The 25745-nt window shown below is 63.2% G+C and carries 23 protein-coding genes and 1 pseudogene; 9 read left to right on the forward strand and 15 right to left on the reverse strand.

Annotated features, from left to right (window positions below; genetic code table 11):
* Nucleotides 1–7 precede the first annotated feature (7 nt).
* Nucleotides 8–592: an NUDIX domain-containing protein gene (locus ACU5AP_RS12510; RefSeq protein ID WP_446681316.1), complete on the reverse strand. Its 585-nt coding sequence runs from the start codon at nt 590–592 to the stop codon at nt 8–10.
* A 139-nt stretch (nt 593–731) separates the two neighbouring features.
* Here ACU5AP_RS12510 and ACU5AP_RS12515 point away from each other — a divergent pair, with 139 nt between their 5' ends.
* The 4 genes from ACU5AP_RS12515 to ACU5AP_RS12530 are packed head-to-tail and all read left to right on the forward strand — an operon-like array spanning nt 732 to nt 4223.
* On the forward strand, nt 732–1502 hold the full coding sequence (locus ACU5AP_RS12515; RefSeq protein ID WP_191002042.1) for an ABC transporter permease: 771 nt from the start codon (nt 732–734) through the stop codon (nt 1500–1502).
* A 20-nt stretch (nt 1503–1522) separates the two neighbouring features.
* On the forward strand, nt 1523–2683 hold the full coding sequence (locus ACU5AP_RS12520; RefSeq protein ID WP_446681317.1) for a chain-length determining protein: 1161 nt from the start codon (nt 1523–1525) through the stop codon (nt 2681–2683).
* Between the two features lie 41 nt (nt 2684–2724).
* On the forward strand, nt 2725–3354 hold the full coding sequence (locus ACU5AP_RS12525; protein ID WP_433942635.1) for an ABC transporter ATP-binding protein: 630 nt from the start codon (nt 2725–2727) through the stop codon (nt 3352–3354).
* A complete protein-coding gene (locus tag ACU5AP_RS12530) occupies nt 3354–4223 on the forward strand; it encodes a hypothetical protein (protein ID WP_191002044.1) in 870 nt (289 codons plus the stop codon). The genes ACU5AP_RS12525 and ACU5AP_RS12530 overlap by 1 nt, the downstream gene beginning before the upstream one ends.
* A 26-nt stretch (nt 4224–4249) precedes the next feature.
* Here ACU5AP_RS12530 and rfbA read toward each other — a convergent pair whose 3' ends face one another.
* The 3 genes from rfbA to rfbC all read right to left on the reverse strand — a co-directional run bounded on the left by rfbA (nt 4250) and on the right by rfbC (nt 6845).
* Nucleotides 4250–5128: a glucose-1-phosphate thymidylyltransferase RfbA gene (rfbA, locus tag ACU5AP_RS12535; RefSeq protein ID WP_191002045.1), complete on the reverse strand. Its 879-nt coding sequence runs from the start codon at nt 5126–5128 to the stop codon at nt 4250–4252.
* 62 nt (nt 5129–5190) lie between these two features.
* A complete protein-coding gene (gene rfbB / locus ACU5AP_RS12540) occupies nt 5191–6255 on the reverse strand; it encodes a dTDP-glucose 4,6-dehydratase (protein WP_191002046.1) in 1065 nt (354 codons plus the stop codon).
* 14 nt (nt 6256–6269) lie between these two features.
* A complete protein-coding gene (gene rfbC, locus ACU5AP_RS12545) occupies nt 6270–6845 on the reverse strand; it encodes a dTDP-4-dehydrorhamnose 3,5-epimerase (RefSeq protein ID WP_191002047.1) in 576 nt (191 codons plus the stop codon).
* Between the two features lie 157 nt (nt 6846–7002).
* Here rfbC and ACU5AP_RS12550 point away from each other — a divergent pair, with 157 nt between their 5' ends.
* Nucleotides 7003–8862 carry a tetratricopeptide repeat protein gene (locus tag ACU5AP_RS12550; RefSeq protein ID WP_191002048.1) on the forward strand — a complete coding sequence of 620 codons (1860 nt, stop codon included), beginning with the start codon at nt 7003–7005 and terminating at the stop codon, nt 8860–8862.
* On the opposite strand, the gene ACU5AP_RS12555 is transcribed toward ACU5AP_RS12550, so the two are convergent.
* The 3 genes from ACU5AP_RS12555 to ACU5AP_RS12565 are packed head-to-tail and all read right to left on the reverse strand — an operon-like array spanning nt 8835 to nt 12812.
* Nucleotides 8835–10151: a glycosyltransferase family 4 protein gene (locus ACU5AP_RS12555; RefSeq protein WP_191002049.1), complete on the reverse strand. Its 1317-nt coding sequence runs from the start codon at nt 10149–10151 to the stop codon at nt 8835–8837. The two genes, ACU5AP_RS12550 and ACU5AP_RS12555, sit on opposite strands and share 28 nt — an antisense overlap.
* A gap of 49 nt (nt 10152–10200) precedes the next feature.
* Nucleotides 10201–11124, reverse strand: coding sequence for a hydroxymethylglutaryl-CoA lyase (locus ACU5AP_RS12560; RefSeq protein WP_191002050.1), 924 nt, complete (start codon nt 11122–11124; stop codon nt 10201–10203).
* Nucleotides 11121–12812 carry an ArnT family glycosyltransferase gene (locus ACU5AP_RS12565; RefSeq protein ID WP_191002051.1) on the reverse strand — a complete coding sequence of 564 codons (1692 nt, stop codon included), beginning with the start codon at nt 12810–12812 and terminating at the stop codon, nt 11121–11123. The genes ACU5AP_RS12560 and ACU5AP_RS12565 overlap by 4 nt, the downstream gene beginning before the upstream one ends.
* Before the next feature lie 104 nt (nt 12813–12916).
* Here ACU5AP_RS12565 and ACU5AP_RS12570 point away from each other — a divergent pair, with 104 nt between their 5' ends.
* Nucleotides 12917–13654 carry a glycosyltransferase family 2 protein gene (locus tag ACU5AP_RS12570; protein WP_191002052.1) on the forward strand — a complete coding sequence of 246 codons (738 nt, stop codon included), beginning with the start codon at nt 12917–12919 and terminating at the stop codon, nt 13652–13654.
* 274 nt (nt 13655–13928) lie between these two features.
* Here ACU5AP_RS12570 and ACU5AP_RS12575 read toward each other — a convergent pair whose 3' ends face one another.
* The 3 genes from ACU5AP_RS12575 to trhA all read right to left on the reverse strand — a co-directional run bounded on the left by ACU5AP_RS12575 (nt 13929) and on the right by trhA (nt 15700).
* A complete protein-coding gene (locus tag ACU5AP_RS12575; RefSeq protein WP_003163951.1) occupies nt 13929–14294 on the reverse strand; it encodes a hypothetical protein in 366 nt (121 codons plus the stop codon).
* 7 nt (nt 14295–14301) lie between these two features.
* A complete protein-coding gene (phaR, locus tag ACU5AP_RS12580; protein ID WP_050796605.1) occupies nt 14302–14883 on the reverse strand; it encodes a polyhydroxyalkanoate synthesis repressor PhaR in 582 nt (193 codons plus the stop codon).
* Between the two features lie 121 nt (nt 14884–15004).
* Nucleotides 15005–15700: a PAQR family membrane homeostasis protein TrhA gene (gene trhA, locus ACU5AP_RS12585; RefSeq protein WP_191002053.1), complete on the reverse strand. Its 696-nt coding sequence runs from the start codon at nt 15698–15700 to the stop codon at nt 15005–15007.
* Between the two features lie 182 nt (nt 15701–15882).
* On the opposite strand from trhA, the gene ACU5AP_RS12590 reads away from it, so the two are divergent.
* Nucleotides 15883–17058, forward strand: a complete 1176-nt coding sequence (locus tag ACU5AP_RS12590; RefSeq protein WP_191002054.1) for an acetyl-CoA C-acetyltransferase — start codon at nt 15883–15885, stop codon at nt 17056–17058.
* Between the two features lie 110 nt (nt 17059–17168).
* On the opposite strand, the gene ACU5AP_RS12595 is transcribed toward ACU5AP_RS12590, so the two are convergent.
* From ACU5AP_RS12595 to argB, 5 genes and pseudogenes are all read right to left on the reverse strand, one after another.
* Nucleotides 17169–17705 (reverse strand): hypothetical protein, encoded by a 537-nt coding sequence (locus tag ACU5AP_RS12595; RefSeq protein WP_446681318.1) that lies wholly within the window; start codon nt 17703–17705, stop codon nt 17169–17171.
* Nucleotides 17706–18480: 775 nt separating this feature from the next.
* Nucleotides 18481–19488, reverse strand: a pseudogene (locus ACU5AP_RS12600) (S8 family peptidase); the annotation flags it as partial.
* Nucleotides 19489–19569: 81 nt separating this feature from the next.
* On the reverse strand, nt 19570–20439 hold the full coding sequence (gene dapD / locus ACU5AP_RS12605; RefSeq protein WP_138141989.1) for a 2,3,4,5-tetrahydropyridine-2,6-dicarboxylate N-succinyltransferase: 870 nt from the start codon (nt 20437–20439) through the stop codon (nt 19570–19572).
* The gene (locus tag ACU5AP_RS12610; RefSeq protein ID WP_138141988.1) at nt 20436–21149 is read right to left on the reverse strand and encodes a pyrimidine 5'-nucleotidase; all 714 of its coding nucleotides are present in this window, start codon (nt 21147–21149) and stop codon (nt 20436–20438) included. Before ACU5AP_RS12610 ends, dapD begins: the two co-directional genes overlap by 4 nt.
* Nucleotides 21146–22075 (reverse strand): acetylglutamate kinase, encoded by a 930-nt coding sequence (gene argB, locus ACU5AP_RS12615; protein WP_128720705.1) that lies wholly within the window; start codon nt 22073–22075, stop codon nt 21146–21148. Before argB ends, ACU5AP_RS12610 begins: the two co-directional genes overlap by 4 nt.
* 51 nt (nt 22076–22126) lie before the next feature.
* On the opposite strand from argB, the gene ACU5AP_RS12620 reads away from it, so the two are divergent.
* Together ACU5AP_RS12620 and ACU5AP_RS12625 are read left to right on the forward strand one after the other, a co-directional pair.
* Nucleotides 22127–24415, forward strand: a complete 2289-nt coding sequence (locus ACU5AP_RS12620) for an AGE family epimerase/isomerase (protein ID WP_223851016.1) — start codon at nt 22127–22129, stop codon at nt 24413–24415.
* A gap of 163 nt (nt 24416–24578) precedes the next feature.
* A complete protein-coding gene (locus ACU5AP_RS12625; RefSeq protein ID WP_198478730.1) occupies nt 24579–25742 on the forward strand; it encodes an OmpA family protein in 1164 nt (387 codons plus the stop codon).
* Nucleotides 25743–25745: the final 3 nt, after the last annotated feature.

The raw sequence follows: 25745 nt of genomic DNA on the forward strand, positions 1-25745 counted from the left end.
GAAGGATCTAACGAAACAAGAGGGGCTTGGTCGCCATCAGATACAGTACAAGAACGAGCAATTTCAGGTCCGAAAGTTGGCCGCTGATCGCAGCGTTCCGTAAATCGACCAAGGCGATCTCGTAAGTTTCGATCATTTCGTTTTCATCAGCGAGGCCTCCGCCCGGTCCTTGTCGGTTCGCCAGACTATAGGGCGCGACATACAAGCATGATCGTTCGGTGGAGATGCCGGGCATCGTCCAGGAATCGACCACGAGTTCAAGAGAAGCCAGGGCAAGCCCAACTTCTTCGTAAGCTTCTCGCCGGGCGGCCTGTTCAGGCGTTTCGCCTGAGTCTACCAGGCCGGCAGGGCACTCGAGAATGCGTGTCTCCTCGCCTCGATGAAGGAGCGAACTGCGAGGCATAGAAATGACGGTAGCCACGCGGCGATCAGGGTCAAACGGTAGAACGACGGCGGCGTCGCCGTGGTGCTCGACGTGCCGCGCACCTAAGCACTGGCCTGACTGCGACAGGCTGACCCTATGAACCTGGAGCCAATCCGAATAAACGGCCTCGCTTCGCGATATCCGGGCGGTTTCTATAATGGGCTTCATGATTGCGGCCGCATGATACGGGTGGTTTGGCACGACAGCGACTATAGCATTGCGTCTGAGCCGGGTTCAGCGCAAATGTTCATATGCCGAGTCATGCTTTGACTTCGGCTCAATTTCCAAGGATCAAGCTCGGGTTTGTATGCGAGAGATCAAAAATCAGGCGCGGATTATCGGTGCCCTTTTGATGCGAGAACTGATCACGCGTTACGGGCGTGAGGGTTTGGGGTTTTTGTGGCTGGTCCTGGAGCCGCTGATCTTCTGTCTTGGTGTCATGGGGATGTGGACGCTAATTAAGCCGGAGTACGAGCATGGGGTTCGCATCGCCCCGTTCATAATGACAGGCTATATGGGTCTGCTCCTGTTCCGTCACATGGTGAGTGCCTCGATGGGAGCGGTGCAGGCCAATATTGGCCTCTTGCATCATCGGCGGGTTAGACCCATTCACATTTATATAACGCGAGCCATACTCGAGACCACGGGCGGAGCTTTGGCGTTTATGATCGTCTATGTGACGCTTTTAATCTTGGGCGTGGTGCAAATGCCGTCTGATTATCTGACGCTTTACAGCGGCTTTCTGTTGATGGCTTGGGTGGGGATGGGGTTCGGAATTACTCTCGCATCCTTGGCGATCCGATTCGAAGTGCTGGATCGAATTGTCTCTGTCTTAATGTACCTTATGATCCCCCTATCAGGAGCCTTCATAATGGTGGACTGGGTGCCCTACTCTTATAGAGACATCTATCTGCTGATCCCGCTTCCTCACACGATCGAGATGATGCGTGCAGCAGTTTTCGGTGAGTTTGTTCCGACTCACTACAATCCCTACTACCCTCTCTACTTTGGGGCCGTGATGAATGTTATTGGACTGCTAGTTTTGAGCGATGCCCAGAAGTTCATTGAAGTCGACTAAAATTAGGTTCCTGAAAAGCGATGTCTGAAGTCAATATCCGATTCTTGGGGCCTATTTTGCGCCCGCAGCCAGGTGATCCGTCTTCTGGACGACGTTCCTTGCCTTGGGTTTTTATTGCTCTCGTACTGATGCCAACTGCGGTCGCAGCGGTTTATTTTCTTATGATTGCTTCGCCTAGGTACGTGTCTGAGGCGCAGTTCATCGTTCGGTCGTCCGAGGAAAGAACCGTAAGTTCTTTGGGGGCGGCTTTGGAGGGGGTGGGTATTGGCGGTCAGTCAGCTAATGCTCATGCTGTACTAGAGTATATAAAATCTCCTGACGGTCTCGCCGAATTGTCTAGAACGGTTGATGTAAGGGGGGCTTACGCTAGGCCAGGGATAGACGCATTCTCGCGTCTACCTCGCCCATTCTCAGATTCCTCGAACGAGACATTTAGGAAGCAGTTCAATTCGTACATAACTGTTGGGTATGACTCTCAAACTGGTATTAGCACTTTACGAGTGCAAGCTTTTGCTGCGGATGACGCACAACGAATCGCTGATGGATTGCTGAATGGTGGTGAGGCACTCGTCAATCGTTTGAGCGAGCGGTCTTCAGCGGATGCTGTCGCTCAGGCTGAGCGCAATGTGATTGAGGCGCAGGCTCGCCTTGATCGATCCCTTGGAGCATTGACAGCGTTCCGAAACCGCGAAGGGATCATTGATCCCACAAGCAGCGCTCGAGCGAGCGGAGAGCTTGTGGGGCAACTGAGCTTGAACCTCGCTACTATGCAGGCTGAGCGCAATCAGATTGCTATGGACACTCCGAACAGTCCGCAGTTGCCGATTGTGGACGGCCGCATTCGTGCTTTGGAGCGGCAAATCGCCATCGAGCGTGCAAAGATCGTTGGTGACGCTTCATCATTGGCGCCCCGGATTTCAAGCTACGAGAACCTTCAAACCGAGCGTGAGTTTTCTGAGCGACTACTTGCTTCTTCAACAGCTGCCTTGAACGCAGCACAGCTCACAGCGCGGAGTAAACGGCTCTATATCGACCGTATTGTGAATCCAGACCGTCCTGACCGAGCCGTGGAGCCGCAACGCCTATTGTCCTTACTGACTGTTTTCGCGTCTTTGATGTTGATCTACGGGCTTGGATGGCTTGTGTTTGCTGGAGTTCGTGAGAGCCGCGTTCACAGATGACGTCAGAGACTGGTATCGGCCTGCGAGTTAAGGACTTGGGTATGACTTACCCAGTCCACGGCGCTCGCCCTGTCTTCAAGGGGCTTGAGTTCACGTTGAGCGAAAAGGGCCGAATGGGTATCCTGGGTCGAAACGGCCAAGGAAAATCCACCTTGATCAAGATACTGGGCGGTATAATGCGGCCAACGTCTGGTAGTGTTCAGTGGAACATGAAAGGCTCTTGGCCGATCGGCTTTGGTGGGGGGTTCCAGGGCAGCCTGACAGGTATTGATAACATACGATTCATTACGCGGGTGTACGGTAAAAAATTCGATGCAGTATTTGACCGTGTGGAAGGTTTTGCAGAACTGGGAGCCGCGCTGAACAGGCCTGTGAAACATTATTCGTCAGGCATGCGAGCGCGTTTAGCCTTTGGTTTGTCGCTGGCCATCGAGTTCGATTGCTACCTGATTGACGAGTTGGTCGCCGTAGGCGATGCTCGGTTTCAGCGGCGCTGCAACGAAGAATTGTTTGAACGCAGGGCGGACCGCGCCTTTCTGATGGCTTCGCACGACCTCCACATGATTGCTGAACTCTGTGAACGCGCTCTTGTCATCGAGAGCGGACGGGCGAGAATTTTCGACGACGTGCACGAGGCCGTCGACGTCTACACATGGCTGAGATCTAGCTAATGGGGGCGGCTGAGCGTATCTGGCTTGTCCAGGCACCGTCCTTAAGCGCGCAGGCTTGGCGAGACGTTCTGGCTCAGGCCTGCCTCGAGCGTGGGTGGGATTTCGCCGTTCATGAGCGAGGAGATGAGCTCCCAAACGGCGTTCCAGACCGCTCTCTATTGATTGTGGCTTGGTTTGATGAGGCGGAAGAATCTGAGGGCACTCGCCGGGCGGTGCAGTTGTCTCCACCAATGGAAGCGGTCGCCGTTTTTAAGGCTCAGTGGAATCTTGACGATCACGATGCCTACTATTGTGCCTCCCAAAGGCTTGCTGCGGCGTGGGAGGTGTTTGAGCGGGGCGCATCATTAGTGAGTTGGTCCGACGATGCGGCAATCGAGCTTGGGGGCTTGGGACGGATTGCAGGACCGGAAATTCAACCTTCGGTTGACGCTGCGCTTGTAGATCATCCGCTTTCGATGTTCGAGCGAGGTTCACGAGCCGGGGAGCGGACAACGTCGTGGAGCCCTGGAATCTTTCTCTATCCGGACGCGCGTCCCAGCGAGGGGCCAATAGGCTCTTTCCCCTTGCTGGGGCGTCGCCGTCTGCTGATGAACGGACCCAACATCTCCCTGCCGGCTGGCTCGTGGAGCTTTGTGGCTGAGATTTCGATAGAACCTCCAGGCAGAACCGAACTTCTGGTCGAATGGGGCCACGGGCACGACGTCGCTTCTATCCTTACCCCAATCAGCGTCGCCGGGAGGTATGAGCTGTCTCTCAAAAAAGAGTGGGAAACATCATGCCCGGCTGATTTTAGGATTAGTCTTATGATTCCTGCGCTTGATGGAGATTTTTGTTTCCATGGCGGCATTCTGACGCGCAACATTGGTTGAGTAGTCAGTAAATGTTGTAGCGCTAATTAAATATTGAGGCCCCGTTTAAGGCGTTGGTGAAGGTACTGACCATACTCTGATTTTCCCAAAGTGTTGGCGAGCCGTTCTAGTTGACCTGCGTCTATAAAGCCCTTCTCGAAGGCGATTTCTTCAGGGCAGGCGATCTTAAAACCTTGGCGTTTCTCAAGCACGCGAACAAATTCCGCAGCTTCTAGCAAGCTGTCGGGTGTGCCTGTGTCGAGCCAGGCAAAGCCTCGCCCCATAACCTCGACAGATAGTTTATTCCGTTCGAGATAGATGCGGTTGACGTCTGTTATTTCGAGTTCGCCGCGATGTGACGGCTTTAAAACTCGCGCGATTTCCACCACTTCAGCATCATAAAAATAAAGACCTGTAACAGCCCAATTCGACTTGGGCCTAGTTGGCTTTTCCTCAATGGATAAGGCGCGCATTCGGCTATCGAAATCAACCACGCCATAACGCTCGGGGTCCGTGACGTGATAGGCGAACACTGTCGCCCCATCAGAGCGGTCTATGGCGGCAGCAAAAAGGTCTGTTATGCCGTGCCCGTAGTAGATGTTGTCGCCCAGAATAAGTGCTGATGGACTTGCCCCGACGAAATCTGCGCCGATGATATACGCCTGCGCCAACCCGTCGGGCGTGGGTTGGACGGCGTGCTGTATCTCCATTCCCCATTGTGAACCGTCCCCAAGTAAGGCTCTAAAATTGGGGGTATCTCTTGGGGTCGAGATCACAAGGACCTCTCTAATCCCTGCAAGCATCAGGGTTGATAGGGGGTAGTAAATCATTGGTTTGTCGTAGACAGGCATGAGCTGCTTCGATGTGACCAGTGTCATTGGGTGCAGACGGGTTCCGGATCCACCGGCGAGTATGATGCCTTTCATTGAATTCGATTCCGTAATATTCTTTGTCTGTAGTATATTGTATTTTAATTTGCTTTGAGGGTTTAGTTGTTGTGGTTGCTTCTGAGCCCGGCGCGTTTCGTGCATTGACCTGCATTTAAGATGGCTTTCCACCAGGTCTGGTTCTCCAGATACCATGTCACCGTCTTCTCGATCCCCTGTTCGAAGGTGAGTGATGGTTCCCAGTCTAGGTTATCGCGGATCTTCGATGCGTCGATGGCGTACCGATGATCGTGACCCGGGCGGTCGGGGACATAGGTGATCTGGTCGGCATACTTGCCGCCGGGCTTGGGCTGCACCCGGTCTAGGATCGCACAGATGGCTGTCACCACTTCGATATTCTTGCGCTCGGCGTTGCCGCCAATGTTATAGGTTTCACCGGGCCTGCCCTTCTCGAAAACAGCCTGAAGCGCGCGGGCGTGGTCATCGACAAACAGCCAGTCGCGTACATTGGAGCCGTCGCCATAGACCGGCAAGGGCTCGCCGTTCAGGGCGCGAATGATGATCAGCGGGATCAGCTTTTCAGGGAAATGATAAGGACCGTAGTTGTTGGAGCAGTTGGTCACCAGCACCGGCAGGCCATAAGTATGGCCCCAGGCGCGGACCAGATGGTCCGACCCGGCCTTGGAGGCCGAATAAGGCGACCGAGGATCATATGCAGTCGTCTCGGTGAAGAAGCCGTCCGCACCGAGCGAGCCAAAGACTTCGTCGGTCGAGATGTGATGGAAACGGAAGGCGGCTTTTTCGGCCGGGGGCAGGGTCTGCCAATAGCGCAGCGCCTGATTCAGCATGACGAAGGTGCCGACCATGTTTGTCTGGACGAAGGTGTCGGGTCCGTCGATAGAGTGATCGACATGGCTTTCGGCCGCGAGGTGGGCGACGACAGCGGGCTTGAATTCGCGCAGTGCGCGGGACACCGCATCGGCGTCGCAGATATCGGCCTGAACAAAGCTGTAGCGGCTGTTGGACGCAACCGGCTCTAACGAACTCAGCACGCCTGCATAGGTCAGTTTGTCGAACACGAAGACCTCATGGTCAGTGTGTTCGATCAGGCGCCGCACCAGGGCCGAGCCGATGAAACCGGCGCCGCCGGTGACCAGGATACGCATCGGTTCTCTCACGATCAGCCTGCGGACAGCGGCTTGAGTGGCTGCCCGTTGTATTCAAAGGGGCTTTCGAACTCGGTCAAGAAGGGCAGGGCCCTGTCCTTGTCGGACAGGACCGCGCCCGAGGCGGGCAGAGGCCAGTCTATGCCGATGGTCGGATCGTTCCAGACGATGCCGCCGTCGCAATCTGGCGCATAGACGTCGGACACCTTGTAGGCGACCTCCACATTCGGCTCGAGGGTGATGAAAGCATGGCCGAAACCGACCGGCACGAACAGTTGCTCTCCGCCTTCGGTGGTCAGCTTCGCGCCCACCCATTCGCCATAGGTCGGCGAGCCGCGACGCAAATCCACTGCATAGTCCATGATCGAGCCTCGAACACATCGTACCAGCTTGGCTTGAGCATGAGGGGGGCGCTGGAAGTGTAGGCCGCGAATCGTGCCAGTTTGCGCCGAAAACGATTGGTTATCCTGAACGAAGCGGACGTCGAAGCCCACAGCCCTGGCGCGTGCCTCGGAGTAGGTTTCCATGAACCAACCGCGCGCGTCACCGAAGCGCGGCGCGTGAAGCAGGACAGGAGAGGAATTTATCATGCCGGGAATCACGATCGCAATGTAGTTTTGAGTGTGTGTCTAATATCTAGCAGTCGTTCTCCCATGGTACGAGAAATGAAATCAACACATCGGCGCTTCCTTCGTGAGGCTTTTTAACACCCTGAAAATGCGCCTGCTTGGAATTCGGCGGGAGCGGATGCGTCGCCGCTTGGGGGCGACAGCGGGGGATGATGCTCGCCGTTTCAACCGGCTGGATGACGCCATAACGGCGTACGAAACCTATCTGGCGAAGGTGCCGCATGATCTAGGTGTCCAGCTTCGCTTGGCGGGCGTCCTGCGTGAGGCGGGGCGATCAGAAGAGGCAGCTATTCGCTTGGCGAAGTTGGCCGAAGTCCGACCGGACAAGGTCAAAGTCAAGCTTGCCCTAGCAGATACCCTGGATGAAATCGGATCGCTTGATCGGGCCAAGAGCATCTATTCCAGCGTTCTTGAGGACGATCCGTCGAATGGATTCGCACAGGACGCCCTGACCAAGATCGTTCACGCGGCGGCGGCTCCCGACTTGGCGCAACCAGTTGCGCCGGCTGGGGGCGGCGACGCCAGATTCGTGAATGTTCTGATTGCTGCGGCCGGCGCCTCGGCCGCATCGGTCATGGCGACCGCTCGTTCGGTTAGATGTGCACCGAACATAACGCTGTCCGTTTCAGCTCCGGATTTCGAGGGGGAGCTGTCCAAGGATGAGGGTTTTGCCATCAGTACAAGTAGGCCCGATAGAGCCGAGGATGAAACGGTCACCCTTCATGTGGAGGCTGGCGTGGTTCTAAAGGCCGGGGCGTTGGACTGGCTCCTCTGGGCGATCGCCCAAGGAGCGACTGCGGCCTATGCTGATCATGAAGATTCGAGCGGAAAGGCCGTGCTTCAATCGGCTCCCGACCGTTTTGATCTCGCCACAAACCCCATTCCTCCATCCCTCGTGATTTTCCAGAAAGGTACACAGGGAGCGATCGTGCCCATCTCTGAGAGACTTGGCGAAGCCATGGCGGTGGGCTTGGTCATGCATGTACCGCTAGTGTTGTCACGCGCGGGTAAGGCGCGCTCCCAGGCCCTTGAGAGCGCGCCCAGCAATAGCAATGAAAATCATGTACTTGTCGTGATCCCAACACGAGATGCGGTGGATGATCTCGTCGTAATGGTTAGAAGTCTCTTGAACCTAGCCGCGCAGCCTAGTTCTCTGGAAATCGTCGTCGTCGATAATGGCAGTCAGCAGAGCATTGTGCCGGAAGTATTTGGGGATGTATGCGGTGCCATAGTCAGCGTCGTCCGCATCGATGAACCCTTCAACTGGTCGAGACTGAACAACCTGGCTTGTAAGGGACGGAACCAGCCAATCATTGTTTTCGCCAACAACGACATGGAAATGTTGGCGGCCGGTTGGGACGATCACCTTCGAAGCCTCCTGAACATGGACCAGGTAGGTATTGTCGGTGCGCGTCTACTTTATCCCAATGGCCTGTTGCAGCATGGTGGCATCGTCCTGGGCGCGCTCAATGGTGAACCGTTGCATGATGGGTGGCGCGTTAAAGGGGAGGACGCTGGCCCCCTTGATCGATGGATCCGACGGCGGCCTGCGACAGCGGTGACTGGGGGGTTCATGGCGGTGCGCCGGACGCTCTTTGAGGCAGTAGGCGGCTTTGATGAGATAGATCTGCCGATTTCCTGCAGCGACATAGATCTCTGTTTGAAGGTGGGAGCACTGGGCTGGACGGTGTTATACGCGCCGGAAATTGAGCTGAGACACCACGAGTCGTTAACACGTGGTCATGCTCACGATGGCGCGGAACGGCGTCGGGCCGAAGCGGAAATGGCGGTCCTGCTGGCGCGGTGGGGCCAGCGGGCCGCCTACGATCCGACCAGGAACCCTCAATGGGAGACGAGAGGCGTTCGTCTCTATGCCGGGCGGCGGCCTTTGACGACCGATCAGGTGGTGGATTGGGCGCTAAAGACCGCCAGCCGCCCCGAGACGTCGTTTCAGGAGGATACGCCCACTTTGGCGTAGAGATCGCGAAGTCTTTCCTGATAGGCGCTCTGACTGAACTTAGCCGCTTGGACCCGCCCGCACTGCGTGGCGTTGGCACGCCAATCAGGGTCCTTGTCTAACATCCTTATGCCTCGGCTGATGGCCTGAACGTCATAGGGATCGACTTGGAGCGAGGCATCGCCCGCGACTTCGGGCAACGAACCCTGATCGGAAGTCAGCACAGGCGCCCCCAGGCTCATGGCCTCAAGAACCGGCAGGCCGAATCCTTCATAGAGGGATGGAAACAGGACGCCTTTGGTCCCTCGGATTAGGCTGACCAGCATCGGGTAGGACATGTACTCAAACTGGTGAATACGGCTGGCGGCGCCGTGTACCTTGTGGGCCTGGTTCAAGAGTGCCGTTTCGGGTTCGGACATCCAGCCCGGTCCGCCGACCACTACGAGCGGTGTTGAAACACCTGACGCCAGATAGGCCTCGACCAACCGGCCTAGGTTTTTCTTCGGCTCGACGGCGCCGAAATGCAGGAAGTAGGCGCCCCACTCCAGTCCGAATGCCGCTTCCAACTCGGTCTCCACCTCCGCCTGGGGACGGTTGACGAGAGCCGCCGGCAGGCTGACCGCCTGATATGTGTTGGTGACGCGGTCTTCCGACACCCCCAGCATGCGGATGACGTCCTGCCGGGTGGCCTCTGACACCACGGCGATATGATCCGCTCGCCGGGCCACTTCACGGCACATGTCGAGAAACAGCGGCTTGTTGTTCAACGTCGTGTGCGGCAGGCGCAGGGGGATCAGGTCGTGGATGGTGTAGATGTTCGGCGCGTTGCGCGCATGGACCGGCATCAGGGTCGTCCAGTGGGCCACGGCCGGCGCTGCCGAATGCCTGTTGTCAAACGTCACCGGCGTGCCGCGTCCGTGCTGTTTGAACGCTCTGTGCGCGCGCTGGAAAAGGTCTCGTGCTACCCAGCACTGATCCACCGGCGGTCGTGCGGCGTCACCTCCTGGCCAGATGACATCATTTGAAGTCTGAATAGGGCGAAGCGTGCGGCCCAGGGGGCTCAGGCGGGTGCTCAGATCGCGAGCGATGCGCTGTTTCAGTCGTAGGGGAACGGCAGGGCGCTCGGGGTCCAACAGCGCCACCGTCTCAAAGCCCTTGAGCTTGTCTGTCGAAAGGACAGGGCCGAACATGGCGCTGGTCTCGAAGCCGAGCGAGCGCGCGGTATACAGGAGGTTCCGGCTATAGGTGGCGATACCCGTGCCTTGGGGGCGAACCAAGTTGAAGCCGTCGATGCAGATGGCGCTCGTCATGATCAAGTTCTCGGGTGGGGACGTGGCGAGGGCCTGGCGGCTCTAGAAGTCAGAATGACGTAGCCGACCATCCCCCCGCACGGCTGAGGGCGCTGGGGTTGGGTTTGCCGATCTGTCCGCCGATCCAGCGGGCCGCAGCGATTAGGGCGTCCAGGTCGTAGCCGGTCGAATAGCCCGCGCGCTCCAACATGTAGACCAGATCCTCAGTGGCGATGTTGCCGGTCGCGCCGGGCGCGAATGGGCAGCCGCCGATGCCGCCGACCGAGGCGTCCAGCACGTCCACGCCCGCCTCCACGCCCGCATAGGCGTTGGCGAGGCCCGTGTTGCGGGTGTCGTGGAAATGCAGGCGCAGCGTGGCGTCGGGCGCGGCCTTGCGGGCGGCTTCGACCTTTTTCGTCACGCTCCACGGATCGCCGACGCCGATGGTGTCGGCCAGGGCGATCTCCTCGACGCCCAGGGCGGCGATGCGGGCGACCAGCTCGCCGACCTGCTGCACCGAGACCTCGCCGTCGAACGGACAGCCCCAGACGCAGGACAGGGTGGCCGACAGCTTGGGCGTCGCGCCCGGCGCGCCGTCTGCATTGGCGCGGCCTGCGATGATGTCGGACAGCATCTGCACCTGCTGGTCGACGCTGAGGCCCTGGTTCTTCAGGCCGAAGCCGTCAGTGGCCGACATGGCGACGTTGACCTCGTCCACCGCCGTGCCCAGGGCGCGGTCATAGCCCTTGCCGTTTAAGACCAGGCCGATGCGGCTGCGGCCCTCGGTGCGGGGCAGGGCGGCCATGACCTCTTCGGCGCCCGCCATCTGGGGCACGTATTTGGGGTGGACGAAGCTGACAGCCTCGATGCGCCTGGCCCCGGCCGCCTCCAGCCGCTGGACGAAGTCGGCGCGCACGGCGGGCTCCAGCACCGTCTTCTCGTTCTGAAGGCCGTCGCGCGGGCCGACCTCGACGATCTGGATGAAGCGGCTCATCGGCGGGGGCTCCCCTGGTTCGCGCTCCGTTGGCTCGATCCGGCGGGGGCGTAGACGGTCAGGCGCACGTCGTCGCCCGAGGAATAGTTGTGGCCGCTGACCACGCCGACGGCCCGCCCGGCGGCGCCCAGATCGGCCAGGGCGCGGCGGAAGGCCTCGTCGTCGCGGGCCTCGACGATGGCGGGGCGACCCTCGGCCAGGGCGCGGGCGGCGCCGGCCCCGTCGGTCAGCTGGGTGTCCTTGCCGGTCAGGAAGACGAAGCTGGGCTCATGGAAGGTGGTGATGGCCACCGGCCCCGGATAGCGGCCCTGAGCAGGGTTCAGCTCGGCCGAGTCCAGCGTCTGCACCAGGCGCGGCGCGATCGACAGCGGGCGCAGCTGGCGGATGGTCCCGGCCAGGCCCGCATGCGCCAGAATGCCGAAGGCGATGGCGATGAGCACCCCGGTGATGGCCGCGCGGTTGACCAGCAGGAAGCCGCCCACGGCGGCCGCCATGACGGCGAAGACGATGGTGACCGTGGCCCAGGTCTGAGCGGTCGAGCGGCCGAACTCAGTCAGGCCGTAGACGGTGATCAGGCAGATGACCACGGCGGCGAACAGGCCCAGCAAGGCGCCGGTCACGCGCGAGACCTTGCCGATCGGCTGGGTCAGGGCGGCGGCGGCCAGCAGGGCGATCGCCCCGACGGTCGGCAGGGTGTAGTGCCACAGCTTGGTCGGGGCCAGCTCGAACATCAGCCAGGCCGGGACCAGCCAGCAGACGGCGAAGCGGATCGCGGGTTCGGCCCGGCGATGCCAGCCAGTCGATAAGGCGGCGGGCAGCATCAGGGTGACGGGGAACAGCAGAAGCGGCGACAGCAGCACATACATGCCCGGGAAGCCGCCGTGGCTTTCGTGGGCGCCCGCGATCTTGGGCGCCAGGTCGCCGCCGATGGCCTCGCGCCAGAAGCCGCCGTCGGTGGCGATGGTGATGGCGATGGCCCAGGGTCCGACCAGCAGGGCCACCAGCGGCAACCCCCAGCCCCAGCCCAGCTGGCCCAGCCACTTGATGTTTCGATCCCACAGCGACAGGGCGATGATGGTCAGGGCCACGACCAGCAGGCCGATCGGCCCCTTGATCAGGATGGACAGGCCGATGCCCGCCCAGAACAGCAGCTTGTGCAGCCGGTTCGCCTTCTCGCCCGCCCGCGTGGACATGTAGATGCGCGCCAGCGCCGCCATCGACAGGGTGGTCAGACCTGCCAGCATTGCGTCGGTCTTGGCGATGCCCGCCTCGGTCGACAGCAGGAAGGTCGCGCCCAGCATGGCGCCCGCCAGGAAGCCCGCCCTCTGGCCGAACAGGGCCGCGCCCGCCCAGGCCACGGCCCAGGCCGCCAGCATGGCCCCCAGCAGCGACGGCAGGCGATAGGGCTGGATGTTGCGGTCCTCGACGTCCGAGGTCGCGGCCACGGCCGCCGCCTGCATCCAGTAGATGCCGATGGGCTTCTTCCAGCGCGGATCGTCTTGGAAGCGGATGTCGACATAGTCGCCGCCTTCCAGCATCTGGGCGGTCGCCTGGGCGAAGCGGCTCTCGTCCCGGTCCAGCGGCGGCAACAGCATCAGGCTGGGCAGGCCGGCGATCAAGGCCAGCAGGGCCGCAAGGACAGGGCCGCGCCAGCCGGCGATGTAATGATCCAGGTTCGGGCGGTTCATGCCGCTGTCGTATCACGCCGGATGCGGCGCCCGGAAGCTTCAGCTTCTTCATCGGCTGTGGACGCGCCGTTTCGTCAGAGCGCGGCCTGCGCTAAGGAAGGCCGATGATCGACCGCTCCGCTTCTTCGCCAGACATTTCCGTCGTCGTGCCCGTGCATGATGAATCCGGCGCCGCCGTGCCCCTGGCGCGTGAAATCGCCGAGGCCTTCGCCGGGCGGTCCTATGAGATGATCTTCGTCAACGACGCCAGCCGGGACACGACCCTGGCCGAGCTGCAGGCGGCCATGGCCGAACTGCCCGCCCTGCGGGTGCTGTCGCATGGAACCAACGCGGGGCAGAGCCGGGCGGTGCGCACCGGCGTCCTGGCCGCGCGGGCGCCGATCGTCGTCACCCTGGACGGCGACGGCCAGAACCCGCCCGCTGATGCGCCGCGTCTGGCCGACGCCCTGCTGGCCGCGCCGCCCAGCGTCGCCCTGGTCGGCGGGGTGCGCGCCAAGCGTCAGGACACCAACGCCAAGCGCCAGGCGTCGCTGTGGGCCAACCGCATCCGCAAGAAGCTGCTGGGCGACGACGCCGACGACACCGGCTGCGGGCTGAAGGCGTTCCGTCGCGACGTCTTCCTGCGGCTGCCCTACTTCGATCACATCCACCGCTACCTGCCGGCCCTGATGATCCGCGAGGGGTATGAGAACCGCTACCTCGACGTCGACCACCGCCACCGCGAGACGGGCCGGTCGAAATACACCAACTGGGGGCGGTTGCGGGCGTCCTTCTCGGACCTGCTGGGCGTGATGTGGCTGAAGTCCCGCTCGCGCCGTCCGGGCGACATCAGCGAGTTCTAAAAACGCTACCCCTACGCCGTCATCCTCGGGCTTGACCCGAGGATCGAGCGCAGCGACGCCCTCACTCCCGGCTGTCGGGCAGGCGGACAACTGGATCCTCGGGTCAAGCCCGAGGATGACGGCGGGAGGGAAGGAGCCTCCTAGCTGAACGCCAGAAAGATCACGGCCACCACGGTGACGTCGAGCAGGCGGGCGGCGAGGCTGAAAACGGCGGGCATGGCGCGATCCGAAGGCGGTTGAGTCTCGGCCTACGCAAGTCGGGCGCCAGTCGGCGTCAGATCTCGGTCTTGCGCGATCGTCCCGGCGAGGGGCGCCGGTCGTGCCGCCCTGAATACTCCCGGCCCAGATAGGTGGTGCGTGCGGCGTCCAGCACCGGCGCGCCGCCCTTCAGCCCGCGCTTCTGCCCCGATTGACCCAGCACCTGGGCGGCGAAGGCCGCGGGCGGCGGGGGCGGGGTGACGGCAGGCTTTGCCGGGGAGGCGGCAGGATCGGCCGCCTCTTGCGACGACGAGGCTTCGGTCGGAACCAGGGCGCGCGCGCGCCGCCGCTCGCGATGGCGGCGGTCGCCTTCGCGGCGGTCGTCCACGACAGGGTCGTTCAGCGGCCCCGCCGCGCCGATGGGACGGATTTCATCCGTCACCTCGGCCTCAGCCCTTGGATTGGGCGAGGCGGTCGATCTGAGCCCGCATCTCGTCCATCTGGCGGCGCATCTCGTCCAGCGCCGCGCCTTCCTTGGCCGGTTCAGCCTTGGGTTCGGCGGCGGGCGTCTCGGTCGTCTCGCCTTCGGGACGGCCATAGGCGAAGCCGGGGAACATCCGCATGGCGCGCTCGAACATGGCCATGTTCTGGCGCACGGCCTCTTCCATCAGATTGCCGCCGGGCGCGGCGGCGAAGGCGCGCGTGAACTGGCCGCGCAGCTGCTCCTGCTGGCGCGTGAACGTATCCAGCGACATCTCCAGATACGACGGCAGCACCCCCTGCATGGAGTTGCCGTAGAAGCCGATCAGCTGACGCAGGAACTGCACCGGCAGCAGGGCCTCGCCGCGGCTTTCTTCCTCGAAGATGATCTGGGTCAAGATCTGGCGCGTCAGATCGTCGTTGGTCTTGGCGTCATAGACGACGAATTCCACGCCTTCGCGCACCATGCGGGCCAGATCGTCCAGCGTCACATAGGCGCTGGTGGCGGTGTTGTAGAGCCGCCGGTTCGCATACTTCTTGATGACGACCATGCCGTCACGGGTTTTTCCGCCCTCGGATTTCTTGTCGGTCACGCTTGTTCTCGCGATGTTGCAACGCCCAAGCATCCCGCATTGCGCGCGCGAAGGCGAGTCCCGTCTTTGACGTGGGGAGTCAGGCCTGGACCAGCACCACGCCGATCAGCACGGCGGCCCAGTGCATGCCCGCGCCGGTGACGACGAAGCCGTGCCAGATGGCGCGCCGGAACTTCACCTTCTGGCTGATGAAGACGAAGACGCCCGTCGTATAGATCAGTCCGCCCGCGACCAGCAGGCCCAGCGCCAGCGGGTGCACGGTCTCGATCATCGGTTTCAGCGCGAACACCGCCACCCAGCCGAACAGGACGTAGATCACGCTCCAGAAGGCGTCGGACAGGCGCGGCGCCAGCATCTTCACCCCCGCGCCGACGATGGCCATGGTCCACACCGCCAGGGTGAAGCCCACGGACCAGGCGCCCTCGAACCGCACGGCGGTGAAGGGGGTGTAGCTGCCCGCGATCATCAGGAAGATGGCCGCCTCGTCCAGCCGCCGCAGCACGGGCCGCGCCGCGCACGGATGGGTCAGGTTGTAGACGGTCGAGGCCGCCAGCATGGCCACCAGACACAGGGCGTAGATCGCCGTCGACACCGCCGCGCCCACGCCCGCATAGACGCTGGCCAGAACGGCCAGAACCACGCCGCCCGCCGCCGCCAGCGCCAGGCCCACGGCGTGCACCCACAGATCGGCCAGGCGCTCGGCCCGCGTCTGGTAGTGTTCGATCATGTCCAGATCGTCGGGGGTGCAGATACGGCGGGCGAGGGCTTTCAGCATGGTGAGGCTTTCGGCAAGATCACGTCTCCTTCCCTTTCTGAAAGCGCGGCACGGGGCATCGTTCCCGGCCGATGGTGCGGCGCGGCGATGACGTTTTGCTGATTGCTGCATCGCAACAGGTGACGTGCGCCTGCGAATGCGGCACAACCTCGCGCAAAGAATTTCTCCAGGGAGTGAATAAAATGACCGACGTCGTCATCGTCTCCGCCGCCCGCACGCCGGTCGGCTCCTTCCTCGGCGCCCTGTCGACCCTTCCTGCCTCCAAGCTGGGCGAGGTCGCCATCAAGGCGGCGCTGGAGCGCGCCGGCGTGGCCGCTTCCGATGTGGATGAAGTGATCCTGGGCCAGGTGCTGCAGGCGGGAGCGGGCCAGGGCCCGGCGCGTCAGGCGGCCATCGGCGCGGGCCTGGCCAACGAAACCCCGGCCTGGAGCCTCAATCAGCTGTGCGGCTCGGGCTTGCGCGCCGTGGCCCTGGCCTATCAGCAGATCGTGCAGGGCGACGCCAGGATCGTCGTCGCCGGCGGTCAGGAAAGCATGAGCCAGTCGCCGCACACGGCACAACTGCGCAACGGCCAGAAGATGGGCGAACTGGCCTTCAAGGACAGCATGCTTCAGGACGGCCTGATCGACGCCTTCCACGGCTATCACATGGGCCAGACGGCCGAGAACATCGCCGCCAAATGGTCGATCGACCGCGCGTCTCAGGACGCCTTCGCTGTCGCCTCCCAGAACAAGGCCGAGGCCGCCCAGAAGGCGGGCAAGTTCGCCGACGAAATCGTCCCGGTCGTCATCTCGACCCGCAAGGGCGACGTGGTCGTGGATCAGGACGAATACATCCGTCACGGCGCCACCCTCGAGGCGATGGAGAAGCTGAAGCCCGCCTTCGTCAAGGACGGCACGGTGACGGCGGCCAACGCCTCGGGTATCAACGACGGCGCCGCCGCCCTGGTGCTTATGAGCGCCGATGAAGCCAAGGCGCGCGGCCTGGAGCCGCTGGCCCGCATCGCGTCGTGGGCCACGGCGGGCGTCGATCCCGCCATCATGGGCACCGGCCCGATCCCGGCGTCGAAGAAGGCGTTGGAGAAGGCGGGCTGGACCGTCGCCGATCTGGACCTGATCGAATCCAACGAAGCCTTCGCCGCCCAGTCGCTGTGCGTGGTCAAGGAGCTGGGTCTCGACCCGGCCAAGGTCAACGTTAACGGCGGCGCCATCGCCATCGGCCACCCGGTCGGCGCCTCGGGCGCGCGCGTCCTGACGACGCTGCTGCACGAGATGAAGCGTTCGGGCGTCAAGAAGGGTCTGGCCACCCTGTGCATCGGCGGCGGCATGGGCGTGGCGATGTGCGTGGAGCGCGCCTAGGCACGACGCCATAGGTGGAAGCAGGAAAGGCCGGCGAGCGATCGTCGGCCTTTTTGCTTGCGCCCTATAACCCCCGCTCATCCCGGCGGACGCCGGGGTGGGCGGGAAGTTCAGAACCCCCGCCGCCAACTGCCCAGCAGGGCGTAGCCGGTCGGGGCGCCTGCGCGGTGCTGCTCCTCGCGGCTGGCGACGGCCTCGAGCTGCAGCCAGGACCCGCCGGGCAGGGCGTGCAGGCTGCGCACGCTGAAGTCGATCTGCCGCCCCGACGGCGCGGCCGAGAAGCGTCGCTCCGAGAAGGTCACCGGGTCGAAATAGTCCAGCGGCGCGTCGGCCAGATAGGCGCTGAACGTCCCATTCTCGATGCGTAGGGGCTGGGAAATCTCCCACGTCAGGCTGCGGCAGCCCAGGGCCTTGGCGAAGGACCACGTCGGACAGGCCGACTGCAACGACGCCCGCCAGGTCGAGCTGAGCGCCGGGGCCGACAGGTGCAGGAACCGCCCCTCCAGTTCGGTGCGGCCGAAGCCCGCCTCGCCCGACAGGGTGAGGCCGCGTCCCAGGTCCACATCCGCCCCGACCGCCGCAAAGCGGGTGCGCGACGGCAGGGCGAAGTCCGACTGCGTCGGCAGATAGGCCCCCAGCGGCCCCATCCGCTCGTCCAGAGCCCCGAGACTGAACGACAGTCCCCCTCGGTCTTGGCCGCCGCTCTCGGCGCGCCAGTCCAGTCCGGCGCGGGCGTAGGTCGAGGCGTCGCGCTCGACCGGACGCAGGGGGGGCGCGCCGGTCGCCCGATCCGCTCTCGGCGCTGAAGGTCAGGGCGCCGAAACTAAAGGCGCCGCGCAGGGCGTGGTCGGCCTGGCTCAGCGCCACGAAGCCGTCGCCGGAGCCGCTGGGGAAGGGCGAGCGCGCCCCGCCCTGACCCTGCCACGCCGCGAAGGACAGCCGTCCCGCCTGAACGTCGAACAGGGCCTCGCTGCGTGGCTCGTCCCCCAGCCAGGGCGCGTCATAGGGGCCGTAACGCGCCACGACCGGCTCGGGCAGTTCGACCGGCACGGCGGCGGCCAGGGACAGTCGCGTCCCGCCCGGCGCATCCAGCGACACTTGCGACTGGCGCATGGGCGTCGGCGTCTCGGGCTGCCAGCTGCGGCGCGGCGCGGGGCGATAGGCGTCGCCCAGGTCGACCCGGAACAGGCGCTCATATTCGTCATAGGCGATGGTGCTCAGCGCCCCGGTCCGACCCATCGCGTCCCCGAACGGACCCCCGACATGGGCGCCGGGCGCCACGGCGATGTTCACTGATGCGCCGGCCGCCATGGGCGAGGCGGTTGCGCCGACGGGCTGGAACGCGCGGGCGATATCCAGGGCTCCGCGCCCGAAGGTGACGTCGGTCCCCGCGTCGCCGAGATCCGCCCCGGTGCGCAGCAGAATGTCCACCGCCTCCCGTCCAGTCAGATTGGGGAAGGCCTCCAGCAGCAGGGCCAGGGCGCCCGCCACGGCGGGCGAGGCGAAGGAGGTGCCGTTGACCCGCCAGCAGCCGTCGCCTTCGCAGCCCACGATCACATCGACGCCCGGCGCCGTCAGATAGACGCCCTGCGAAACGCCCGCCTTATTGGAGAAATCGCCCAGTTGGCGCGCGCGATCATGGGCGCCGACGACGATGATGGAGCCGGCGAAGCGCGGGTCGCTGGCGTATCGGCCAGGCCATTCGGGATTGGCGCCCGCCTCATTGCCGGCGGCGATGGCGAAGATGACCCCGGCGTTTACCGCGCGCTGCAGGGCCGCTTCGAATTGGGAGCCTAGAGGCGTCTCGCCGCCCAGGGACAGATTGATGATCTTGGCCCCGTTCTGAACCGCGTAGTCTAAAGAGCGCACCAGGTCGGATGATCGGAAACAGACCTTGTCGTCGGGGTCCGTGCAGTCGCTGACATCGGCGCGAATCGACAAGATGGTCGAGTTGAAGGCGACGCCGACGGTGCCGAAGCCGTTGAAAGGCGCGGCGATGATGCTGGAGACATTGGTCCCGTGGTCGTCCGCACCTTGCGGCTGGTTGCGGCCGGGCACCACATCGGTCGACAGGGGAGAGACGTTCCCCCCCAGATCCTGATGGTTCAGCTTGATGCCGCTGTCCACCACGGCGACGGTCACGCCGCGCCCGGTGGCGCCTCTCTGCCAGGCGCTCATGGCGCCGACGTCTCCGACGCCCCAGTTGCGCAGATATTCGGCGGACGTCGCGCTGGGGATGGCCGGAGGAGGAGGGGGCGGCGGAGGTGGAGGAGGAGGAGGAGGAGGAGGAGGAGGCGGCGGAGGTGGAGGCGGCGTGACGATGCCGCCGCCCGTTCCACCGCCCCCGCCGCCGCAGGCTGCCAAGGGCAGGGCCAGCAGGCCCAGAACGCTGATAGAGACGGCGTATCGCCGCAGACGCTGAACGGACATGGTTCCCTCTCCCGAAACCTATCCAGCCATTAGGCTGGTTTCAGAGAGATTGACGAGTCCGTCCGATCCGGTGACGGACGATCAGTCGCGCAGCAGTTCGTTGACGCCGGTCTTGGCGCGGGTCTGGGCGTCGACGCGCTTGACGATGACGGCGCAATAGAGGCTCGGGCCGCCGTTCGGGTCAGGCAGGGCGCCCGGCACCACGACGGAATAGGCCGGCACCTCGCCGCGGAAGATCTCGCCCGTGGCCCGGTCGACGATCTTGGTCGAGGCCGACAGATAGACGCCCATGGCCAGGACCGCGCCCTCGCGCACGATGACGCCTTCGGCCACCTCGGCGCGGGCGCCGATGAAGCAGCCGTCCTCGATGATGGTCGGATTGGCCTGCAGCGGCTCCAGCACGCCGCCGATGCCGGCCCCGCCCGACAGGTGGACGTTCTTGCCGATCTGGGCGCACGAACCGACGGTGGCCCAGGCGTCGACCATCGAGCCTTCATCGACATAGGCGCCGATGTTCACGAAGGACGGCATCAGCACCACGTTCTTGCCGACATAGGCGCCGCGACGAACGACCGCGCCCGGCACCGAGCGGAAGCCCGCGGCCTGATAGTCGGCGGCGCTCCAATCGCCGAACTTGTTGGGCACCTTGTCCCAGAAGGGGCCGACGGCGACCGGATGATCGGCCGACAGCGGCAGGGTCGGGGCGTGGCCCGCGCGCATGATGACGTTGTCGTTCAGACGGAAGGACAACAGCACCGCCTTCTTCAGCCACTGGTGCGTGCTCCACACGCCGTCGGCGCCGCGCGAGGCGACGCGCGCCTGGCCGGAGTCCAGCAGGGCCAGGGCGGTGTCGACGGCGTCGCGCACTTCGCCGCGCGTGGCGGCCGAGACCTCGGCGCGGGCTTCCCAGGCGGCCTCGATGACGGATTCCAGGTGGGTCAGGTCGGTCATTGCGGATCTCCGTCCAGCATGGCGGTGGTCAGGAAGGGGCCGAGGGAGGCGGCCCGGTGTTGGATGTGGTCGCCCTCGGCGGTGAAGGCCTTGGTTCCGACCAGCACGGTGGTCATGCCCAGGTCGCGCGCCGGCTCCAGGTTCTTGGGCGTGTCCTCGAAGAAGCAGGCGGTCGCCGGATCGACGCCGAAACGCGCCAGCATCTTGTGGAAGGTGCGCGGGTCCGGCTTGGGGATCAGGTCGGCGTCCTCAAGCGCGAACACTCCGTCGAAGAAGGGCGTCAGCTCCAGCTTCTCCATCACCCGCTGGGCGTGACCGGCCGAGCCGTTGGTGAAGATCAGGCGCGGACCCTGCAGCCGCTCCAGCGCCGCATGCAGGCCGGGATCGGGCGCCAGCGCGTCCAGCGGCACGTCATGCACTTCGGCCAGGAAGTGATGCGGGTCGATCTCATAGTGCATCATCAGCCCGGCCAGGGAGGTGCCGTAGTCGTGCAGATAGCCGCGCTGCACCGACAGGGCCTCGGCCGATTCCAGGCCCGAGGTCCGCACGACGTATTGGTTGATGCGCTGCTCCACCTGACGCAGGAACTGCGTCTCCGGCGGGTACAGGGTGTTGTCCAGATCGAAGACCCAGGACCGCACATGGCGCAGGTCCGCGCCGATCTCGGTAGGCGCGGTTTCAGGCGCCGTCTTCGACGCCGAACCCGTCACTTCCGTCGGACCAGGGTGCCGGCGCCGTGCTCGGTGAACAGCTCGACCAGCATGGCGTGCGGGCGGCGCCCGTCCAGGATGACCACGGCCTCGACGCCCGCGCGGATGGCGGCCATGGCCGTCTCCAGCTTGGGGATCATGCCGCCGGTGGCGACGCCGTCGTCGATCAGGCCCTGCGCCTCGTCCAGCGTCATCTGGCGAATGATCTCGCCGTCGGCGCCCTTGACCCCCGGCACGTCGGTCAGCAGCAGCATCCGCTTGGCGTGCAGGGCGCCCGCGACGGCCCCGGCGACGGTGTCGGCGTTGACGTTGTAGGTCTGGCCGTCCTCGGCCACGCCGATGGGGGCGATGACCGGCACCCAGTCCTCGGTCTCCGAGGCGATCAGGCCCTTGATCAGCTTGGGATCGACCTTGGTCGGCTCCCCGACGAAGCCCAGGTCGACTTCGTGCTCGATCATGCTGTCGGGATCGCGCTTGGTGCGCTTGGTCTTCTCGACCGTCAGCAAGCCGGCGTCCTTGCCCGACAGGCCGACGCCGCGCACGTCGGCTTCCTTGCCGGCGACGGTGATCCAGTGGGCGATCTCTTTGTTGACCGCGCCGGACAGGACCATCTCGGCCACCGACATGGTGTCCTTGTCCGTCACGCGCAGGCCGTCGACGAAGGCCGATTTCACGCCCGCCTTGTCCAGCATGGCGCTGATCTGCGGCCCGCCGCCGTGGACCACCACGGGGTTCACGCCCATCAGCTTCAGCAGCACCACGTCCGCGGCGAATTGCTTCGCCACGGCGCTCTCGCCCATGGCGTGGCCGCCGTATTTGATGACCACGGTCTCGCGGTCATAGACTTGGATATAAGGCAGGGCCTCGGCGAGCGTCTTCGCCGTTTCCCAGCCGCGTTCCTCGGATTGCCGATCAGTCTCTATCATCGTGCGCGCTCGATAGCCCCAAGGGCGGCGGGAGTCACGGGGGAGGTGCCGTTGAAGTTAGCGAGGGTTGTCATTCTTTCGTATTTCTATGATCGAGTGCTTCCTTTCTGCGCAATTCCGACTAGGCAGTCTCTTATGAGGTTATATCCTGTTATTATGTGCGGCGGCGCTGGAACCAGGCTTTGGCCAGCTTCTCGCCCTTCACGGCCCAAGCAATTTATCCCGCTTTCGGGCAACCGCTCTCTCTTTCAGGAAGCGGTATTAAGGACTAAGCCGCTGGTTTCCGACGGCGGGCGCATCATTGTTATTGGCGGCCAGGCGCATCGTAGCGCTATTTTAGATCAGCTTCATGAAATCGGCGTCGTTGCTCAAATCTTGCTTGAGCCTGAGGCGCGGGATTCGGCAGCCGCCATGGCGGCAGCGGCGGCATGGACAGAGCGACATGATGCGGAGGGCGTGAACGTTTTTGTCGCGTCAGATCACCATATTCCGGATCATGGCGCCTTCTGCGACGCTGTACGAAAGGCAGGCGAAGCCGCGTTAAAGGGACATATCGTCACCTTGGGCATCAAGCCGACCGAACCCTCGACTTCCTATGGGTATATTCAACCTGCTGCTAGTGGTCTCGCGGCTGTAAAGCACTTTGTTGAAAAGCCGGATAAGGATGTAGCTCAAGTTTACGTGGAGAAGGGTTTCCTTTGGAATAGTGGGAACTTTATTATTTCTGCTAAGGCTCTTATTGATGAGCTAGCGCACTGCGCGCCAGATGTCCTTCATTCGGCGCGATCTTCCATTGAAGGCTGTGTTGGGGATGTATTCGAACTCGGACCGGATTTTCGTTCTGCGCCTAAAATCTCGATCGACTACGCTTTAATGGAGCGCACGCATCGGGCTTGGGTTTTGCCGGTCGATTTCCAATGGTCGGATCTGGGAGCCTGGGACGCGGTTGCGGCGACTGGCGAAGGGGAATTCGGCGGGCATATTTTTGAGGACGCTGAGGGGTGCATGGCGCGAGCGCCGGAAGGCGTGGTCGTGGCGGCGCTGGGGGTCCGCAACCTGGCCATCGTGGTTGAAGGCGACGCGGTCTTGGTGTGCGATCTGTCTCGTGCTCAAGACGTGAAAAAGGTGGTGGAGCGCCTACGAAGGTCTTCTCCACAGCATATCGATTTCGTCCAACCCGAAGTGGAGACGTTGGAAAGCGGTGCGCATCGCTTCAGGGAGTGGTTGCGTTTGCGCGCATTGCCGCTGTGGTCGTCCGTAGGGCAGGCTGAAGATGGGGCCTTTGCCGAGTTGCTTAATATTGACGGGCGAAGCGTAGCGGCGCAGCGACGTGCGCATGTTCAGGCCCGGCAGATATATGTTTTTGCGCAAGCCGGCTTGTTGGGGTGGCAGGGGCCGTGGCGGAAGAGCGTCATGGAGGGATTTGAGTATCTGGAACGAACCTTCCTCCGCCCGGACGGTTTGATGCGAGCATTGGTGGCGCATGACGGCGCTCCCCTGGAGGAGGATTTCCGTGTCTATGACCAAGCTTTTCTATTGCTTGCGTTGGCGACAGCCCAGAGGGCCGGCATCGACTGGGATGGGCGCGCTGCGGCGGTCGCTCACGAGCTAAGAAAGCGCTTGCTTGAAAGGGTGGATGGCCACGGAGCGATCATCGAAACCGGAGAGCGGCCGCATCAGTCAAATGCGCATATGCACCTGCTGGAGGCGGCCTTGGCTTGGTTCGAAGTTAGTGGCGATCCGGTATGGAGTGCGCTTGCCGAGCAGATTGCGAGCCTAGCCACAACCGCTTTTATGGATTCAAAGACCGGCCGGTTGAGGGAATTTTTTGAGCCTGACTGGACGCCGGCTCTCGGTGAGAACGGGCGTCTTATTGAGCCTGGCCATCAATTCGAATGGGCCTGGTTGTTGGCGCGCTTGCATCGTCTCGGTGGAGATCAGAAGTGGTTGACGGCCGCTAGAACTCTATTCGAGCGAGGGGTGGAAGGAGTGGACGCGCGCGGTCAAGTCGCCGTGGATGCTTTAGATGAAGAAGGGGGTGTTCGTATACGACGTGCTCGTCTATGGCCTCAAACAGAATGGCTGAAGGCCTCTCTGCTTCTTGCCAATCTGTGTCCGGCAGATGAGAATCGTTTTCTCTCAGAGGCGGCTCGCGCTCAGCGCGCCGTTTGGACATATCTGACGGATGACGGTCTTTGGCGGGATAAGAGGCTTGAAAGCGGTCGTTTCATTGATGAGGCGTCTCCCGCCAGTTCATTGTATCATATTGTTTCCGCCTTTACGCAGGTCGCTGAAACGAGAACCTTGGGAAGCGGCGCCCCCTCACTTGTTCTGAGCTAAACAGAGACTTAACCTTTTGTAGCTTTTGGAACACGCTTGTGTTGCATGAGGCTGCAAGTGAGCGTTTCGTGCTCGACCGCCTATGGTGACGCTGATAAAGGTCGCCACAGGCGGTGATCTAATTGTCGCCCACTTTTCAACAAACCTCGGAGGGCCGCATCCTATGCGTGTCAAGAGTTTGATCCTGGCGTCGAGCGCAGCGGCCGCCCTGGCCCTGTCGGCCGGCGCTGCATCGGCTGAGCCGGACGGCTGGTACGGCGCGATCGACGCCGGCTACCACATCATCGACGACATCAATACGGAAGCGTCGACGAACGGCCACAACTGGAACTGGGAAGTCAACGACGGCTGGGCGGCGTTCGCTCGCCTCGGCTACCGTTTCAACCCGAACTGGCGTGTTGAGCTCGAAGGCGGCTACCGCTCGGGCGACATTGGCAAGGTGCGCGCTGTCTCGGGCCCGAACGGCCTGTGCAACCTGACGCCGGCCACCGGCCCGTGCCACTCGCCGGAAGGCGACATCGAGTCGACGACTCTGATGGCGAACGTCCTGTACGACTTCGGCTCGCCGGACTGGACCATCCGTCCGTTCGTCGGCCTGGGCGTCGGTGTGAACCGCGTCAACGTCGATACGATTGGCCGCCTGCGCCAGAACCCGGGCGTCACCTTCGCCGCCGACGACAGCTCGACCAAATTCGCCGCTCAGGCGATCGCCGGTCTGGCCTGGGCCGTGGGCGACCGCGCCAACATCGATCTGACGTACCGTTATCTGACGGGCGATATGGAATTCGATAACTCGTCGGTCGGCACGGGCGCTGTTCCGTACGGAACGTTCTCGGGCGACTACGATCAGTCGCACACCGTGACGCTGGGCCTGCGCTATGCGTTCGGCGCCGAGCCGGCTGCTCCCCCGCCGCCGCCGCCCCCGCCGCCGCCGCCCCCGCCGCCTCCCCCGCCGCCGCCGCCGCCGCCTCCGCCGCCTCCGGCCAAGCCGGCTGCGCGTCAGTTCGTGGTCTACTTCGACTTCGACCGTTCGGACCTGACGGCGGAAGCCCGCTCGGTGGTGACGCAAGCCGCCAACTACGCCAAGTCGGGCGCTCCGACCCGCGTGCTGGTTGTCGGCCACACCGACACCCAGGGCGCTGCGGCCTACAACCAAGGCCTGTCGAACCGCCGTGCGCGCACCGTGGCTGACGCCCTGGTCGCTCAAGGCGTCAACGGCGGCGTGATCTCCCTGGACGGCAAGGGCGAGACCCAGCCGGCCAAGGCCACCGGCGACGGCGTGCGTGAGCCGCTGAACCGCCGCGCCACCGTCGACATCAACTTCTAAGGC

Source organism: Brevundimonas sp. RM1 (assembly GCF_052907225.1).

Bases quoted from the DNA above. Each gene is read 5' to 3' on its own strand.
- ACU5AP_RS12570 (WP_191002052.1), top strand. From the start codon at position 12,917: ATGATCGACCGCTCCGCTTCTTCGCCAGACATTTCCGTCGTCGTGCCC.
- ACU5AP_RS12550 (WP_191002048.1), top strand. From the start codon at position 7,003: ATGCGTCGCCGCTTGGGGGCGACAGCGGGGGATGATGCTCGCCGTTTC.
- argB (WP_128720705.1), bottom strand. From the start codon at position 22,075: ATGATAGAGACTGATCGGCAATCCGAGGAACGCGGCTGGGAAACGGCG.
- trhA (WP_191002053.1), bottom strand. From the start codon at position 15,700: ATGCTGAAAGCCCTCGCCCGCCGTATCTGCACCCCCGACGATCTGGAC.
- phaR (WP_050796605.1), bottom strand. From the start codon at position 14,883: ATGGTCGTCATCAAGAAGTATGCGAACCGGCGGCTCTACAACACCGCC.
- ACU5AP_RS12565 (WP_191002051.1), bottom strand. From the start codon at position 12,812: ATGAACCGCCCGAACCTGGATCATTACATCGCCGGCTGGCGCGGCCCT.
- ACU5AP_RS12625 (WP_198478730.1), top strand. From the start codon at position 24,579: ATGCGTGTCAAGAGTTTGATCCTGGCGTCGAGCGCAGCGGCCGCCCTG.
- ACU5AP_RS12590 (WP_191002054.1), top strand. From the start codon at position 15,883: ATGACCGACGTCGTCATCGTCTCCGCCGCCCGCACGCCGGTCGGCTCC.
- ACU5AP_RS12595 (WP_446681318.1), bottom strand. From the start codon at position 17,705: ATGGGGCCGCTGGGGGCCTATCTGCCGACGCAGTCGGACTTCGCCCTG.
- rfbA (WP_191002045.1), bottom strand. From the start codon at position 5,128: ATGAAAGGCATCATACTCGCCGGTGGATCCGGAACCCGTCTGCACCCA.
- ACU5AP_RS12525 (WP_433942635.1), top strand. From the start codon at position 2,725: ATGACTTACCCAGTCCACGGCGCTCGCCCTGTCTTCAAGGGGCTTGAG.
- ACU5AP_RS12560 (WP_191002050.1), bottom strand. From the start codon at position 11,124: ATGAGCCGCTTCATCCAGATCGTCGAGGTCGGCCCGCGCGACGGCCTT.
- ACU5AP_RS12530 (WP_191002044.1), top strand. From the start codon at position 3,354: ATGGGGGCGGCTGAGCGTATCTGGCTTGTCCAGGCACCGTCCTTAAGC.
- rfbC (WP_191002047.1), bottom strand. From the start codon at position 6,845: ATGATAAATTCCTCTCCTGTCCTGCTTCACGCGCCGCGCTTCGGTGAC.
- dapD (WP_138141989.1), bottom strand. From the start codon at position 20,439: ATGACCGACCTGACCCACCTGGAATCCGTCATCGAGGCCGCCTGGGAA.
- rfbB (WP_191002046.1), bottom strand. From the start codon at position 6,255: ATGCGTATCCTGGTCACCGGCGGCGCCGGTTTCATCGGCTCGGCCCTG.
- ACU5AP_RS12515 (WP_191002042.1), top strand. From the start codon at position 732: ATGCGAGAGATCAAAAATCAGGCGCGGATTATCGGTGCCCTTTTGATG.
- ACU5AP_RS12520 (WP_446681317.1), top strand. From the start codon at position 1,523: ATGTCTGAAGTCAATATCCGATTCTTGGGGCCTATTTTGCGCCCGCAG.
- ACU5AP_RS12555 (WP_191002049.1), bottom strand. From the start codon at position 10,151: ATGACGAGCGCCATCTGCATCGACGGCTTCAACTTGGTTCGCCCCCAA.
- ACU5AP_RS12510 (WP_446681316.1), bottom strand. From the start codon at position 592: ATGAAGCCCATTATAGAAACCGCCCGGATATCGCGAAGCGAGGCCGTT.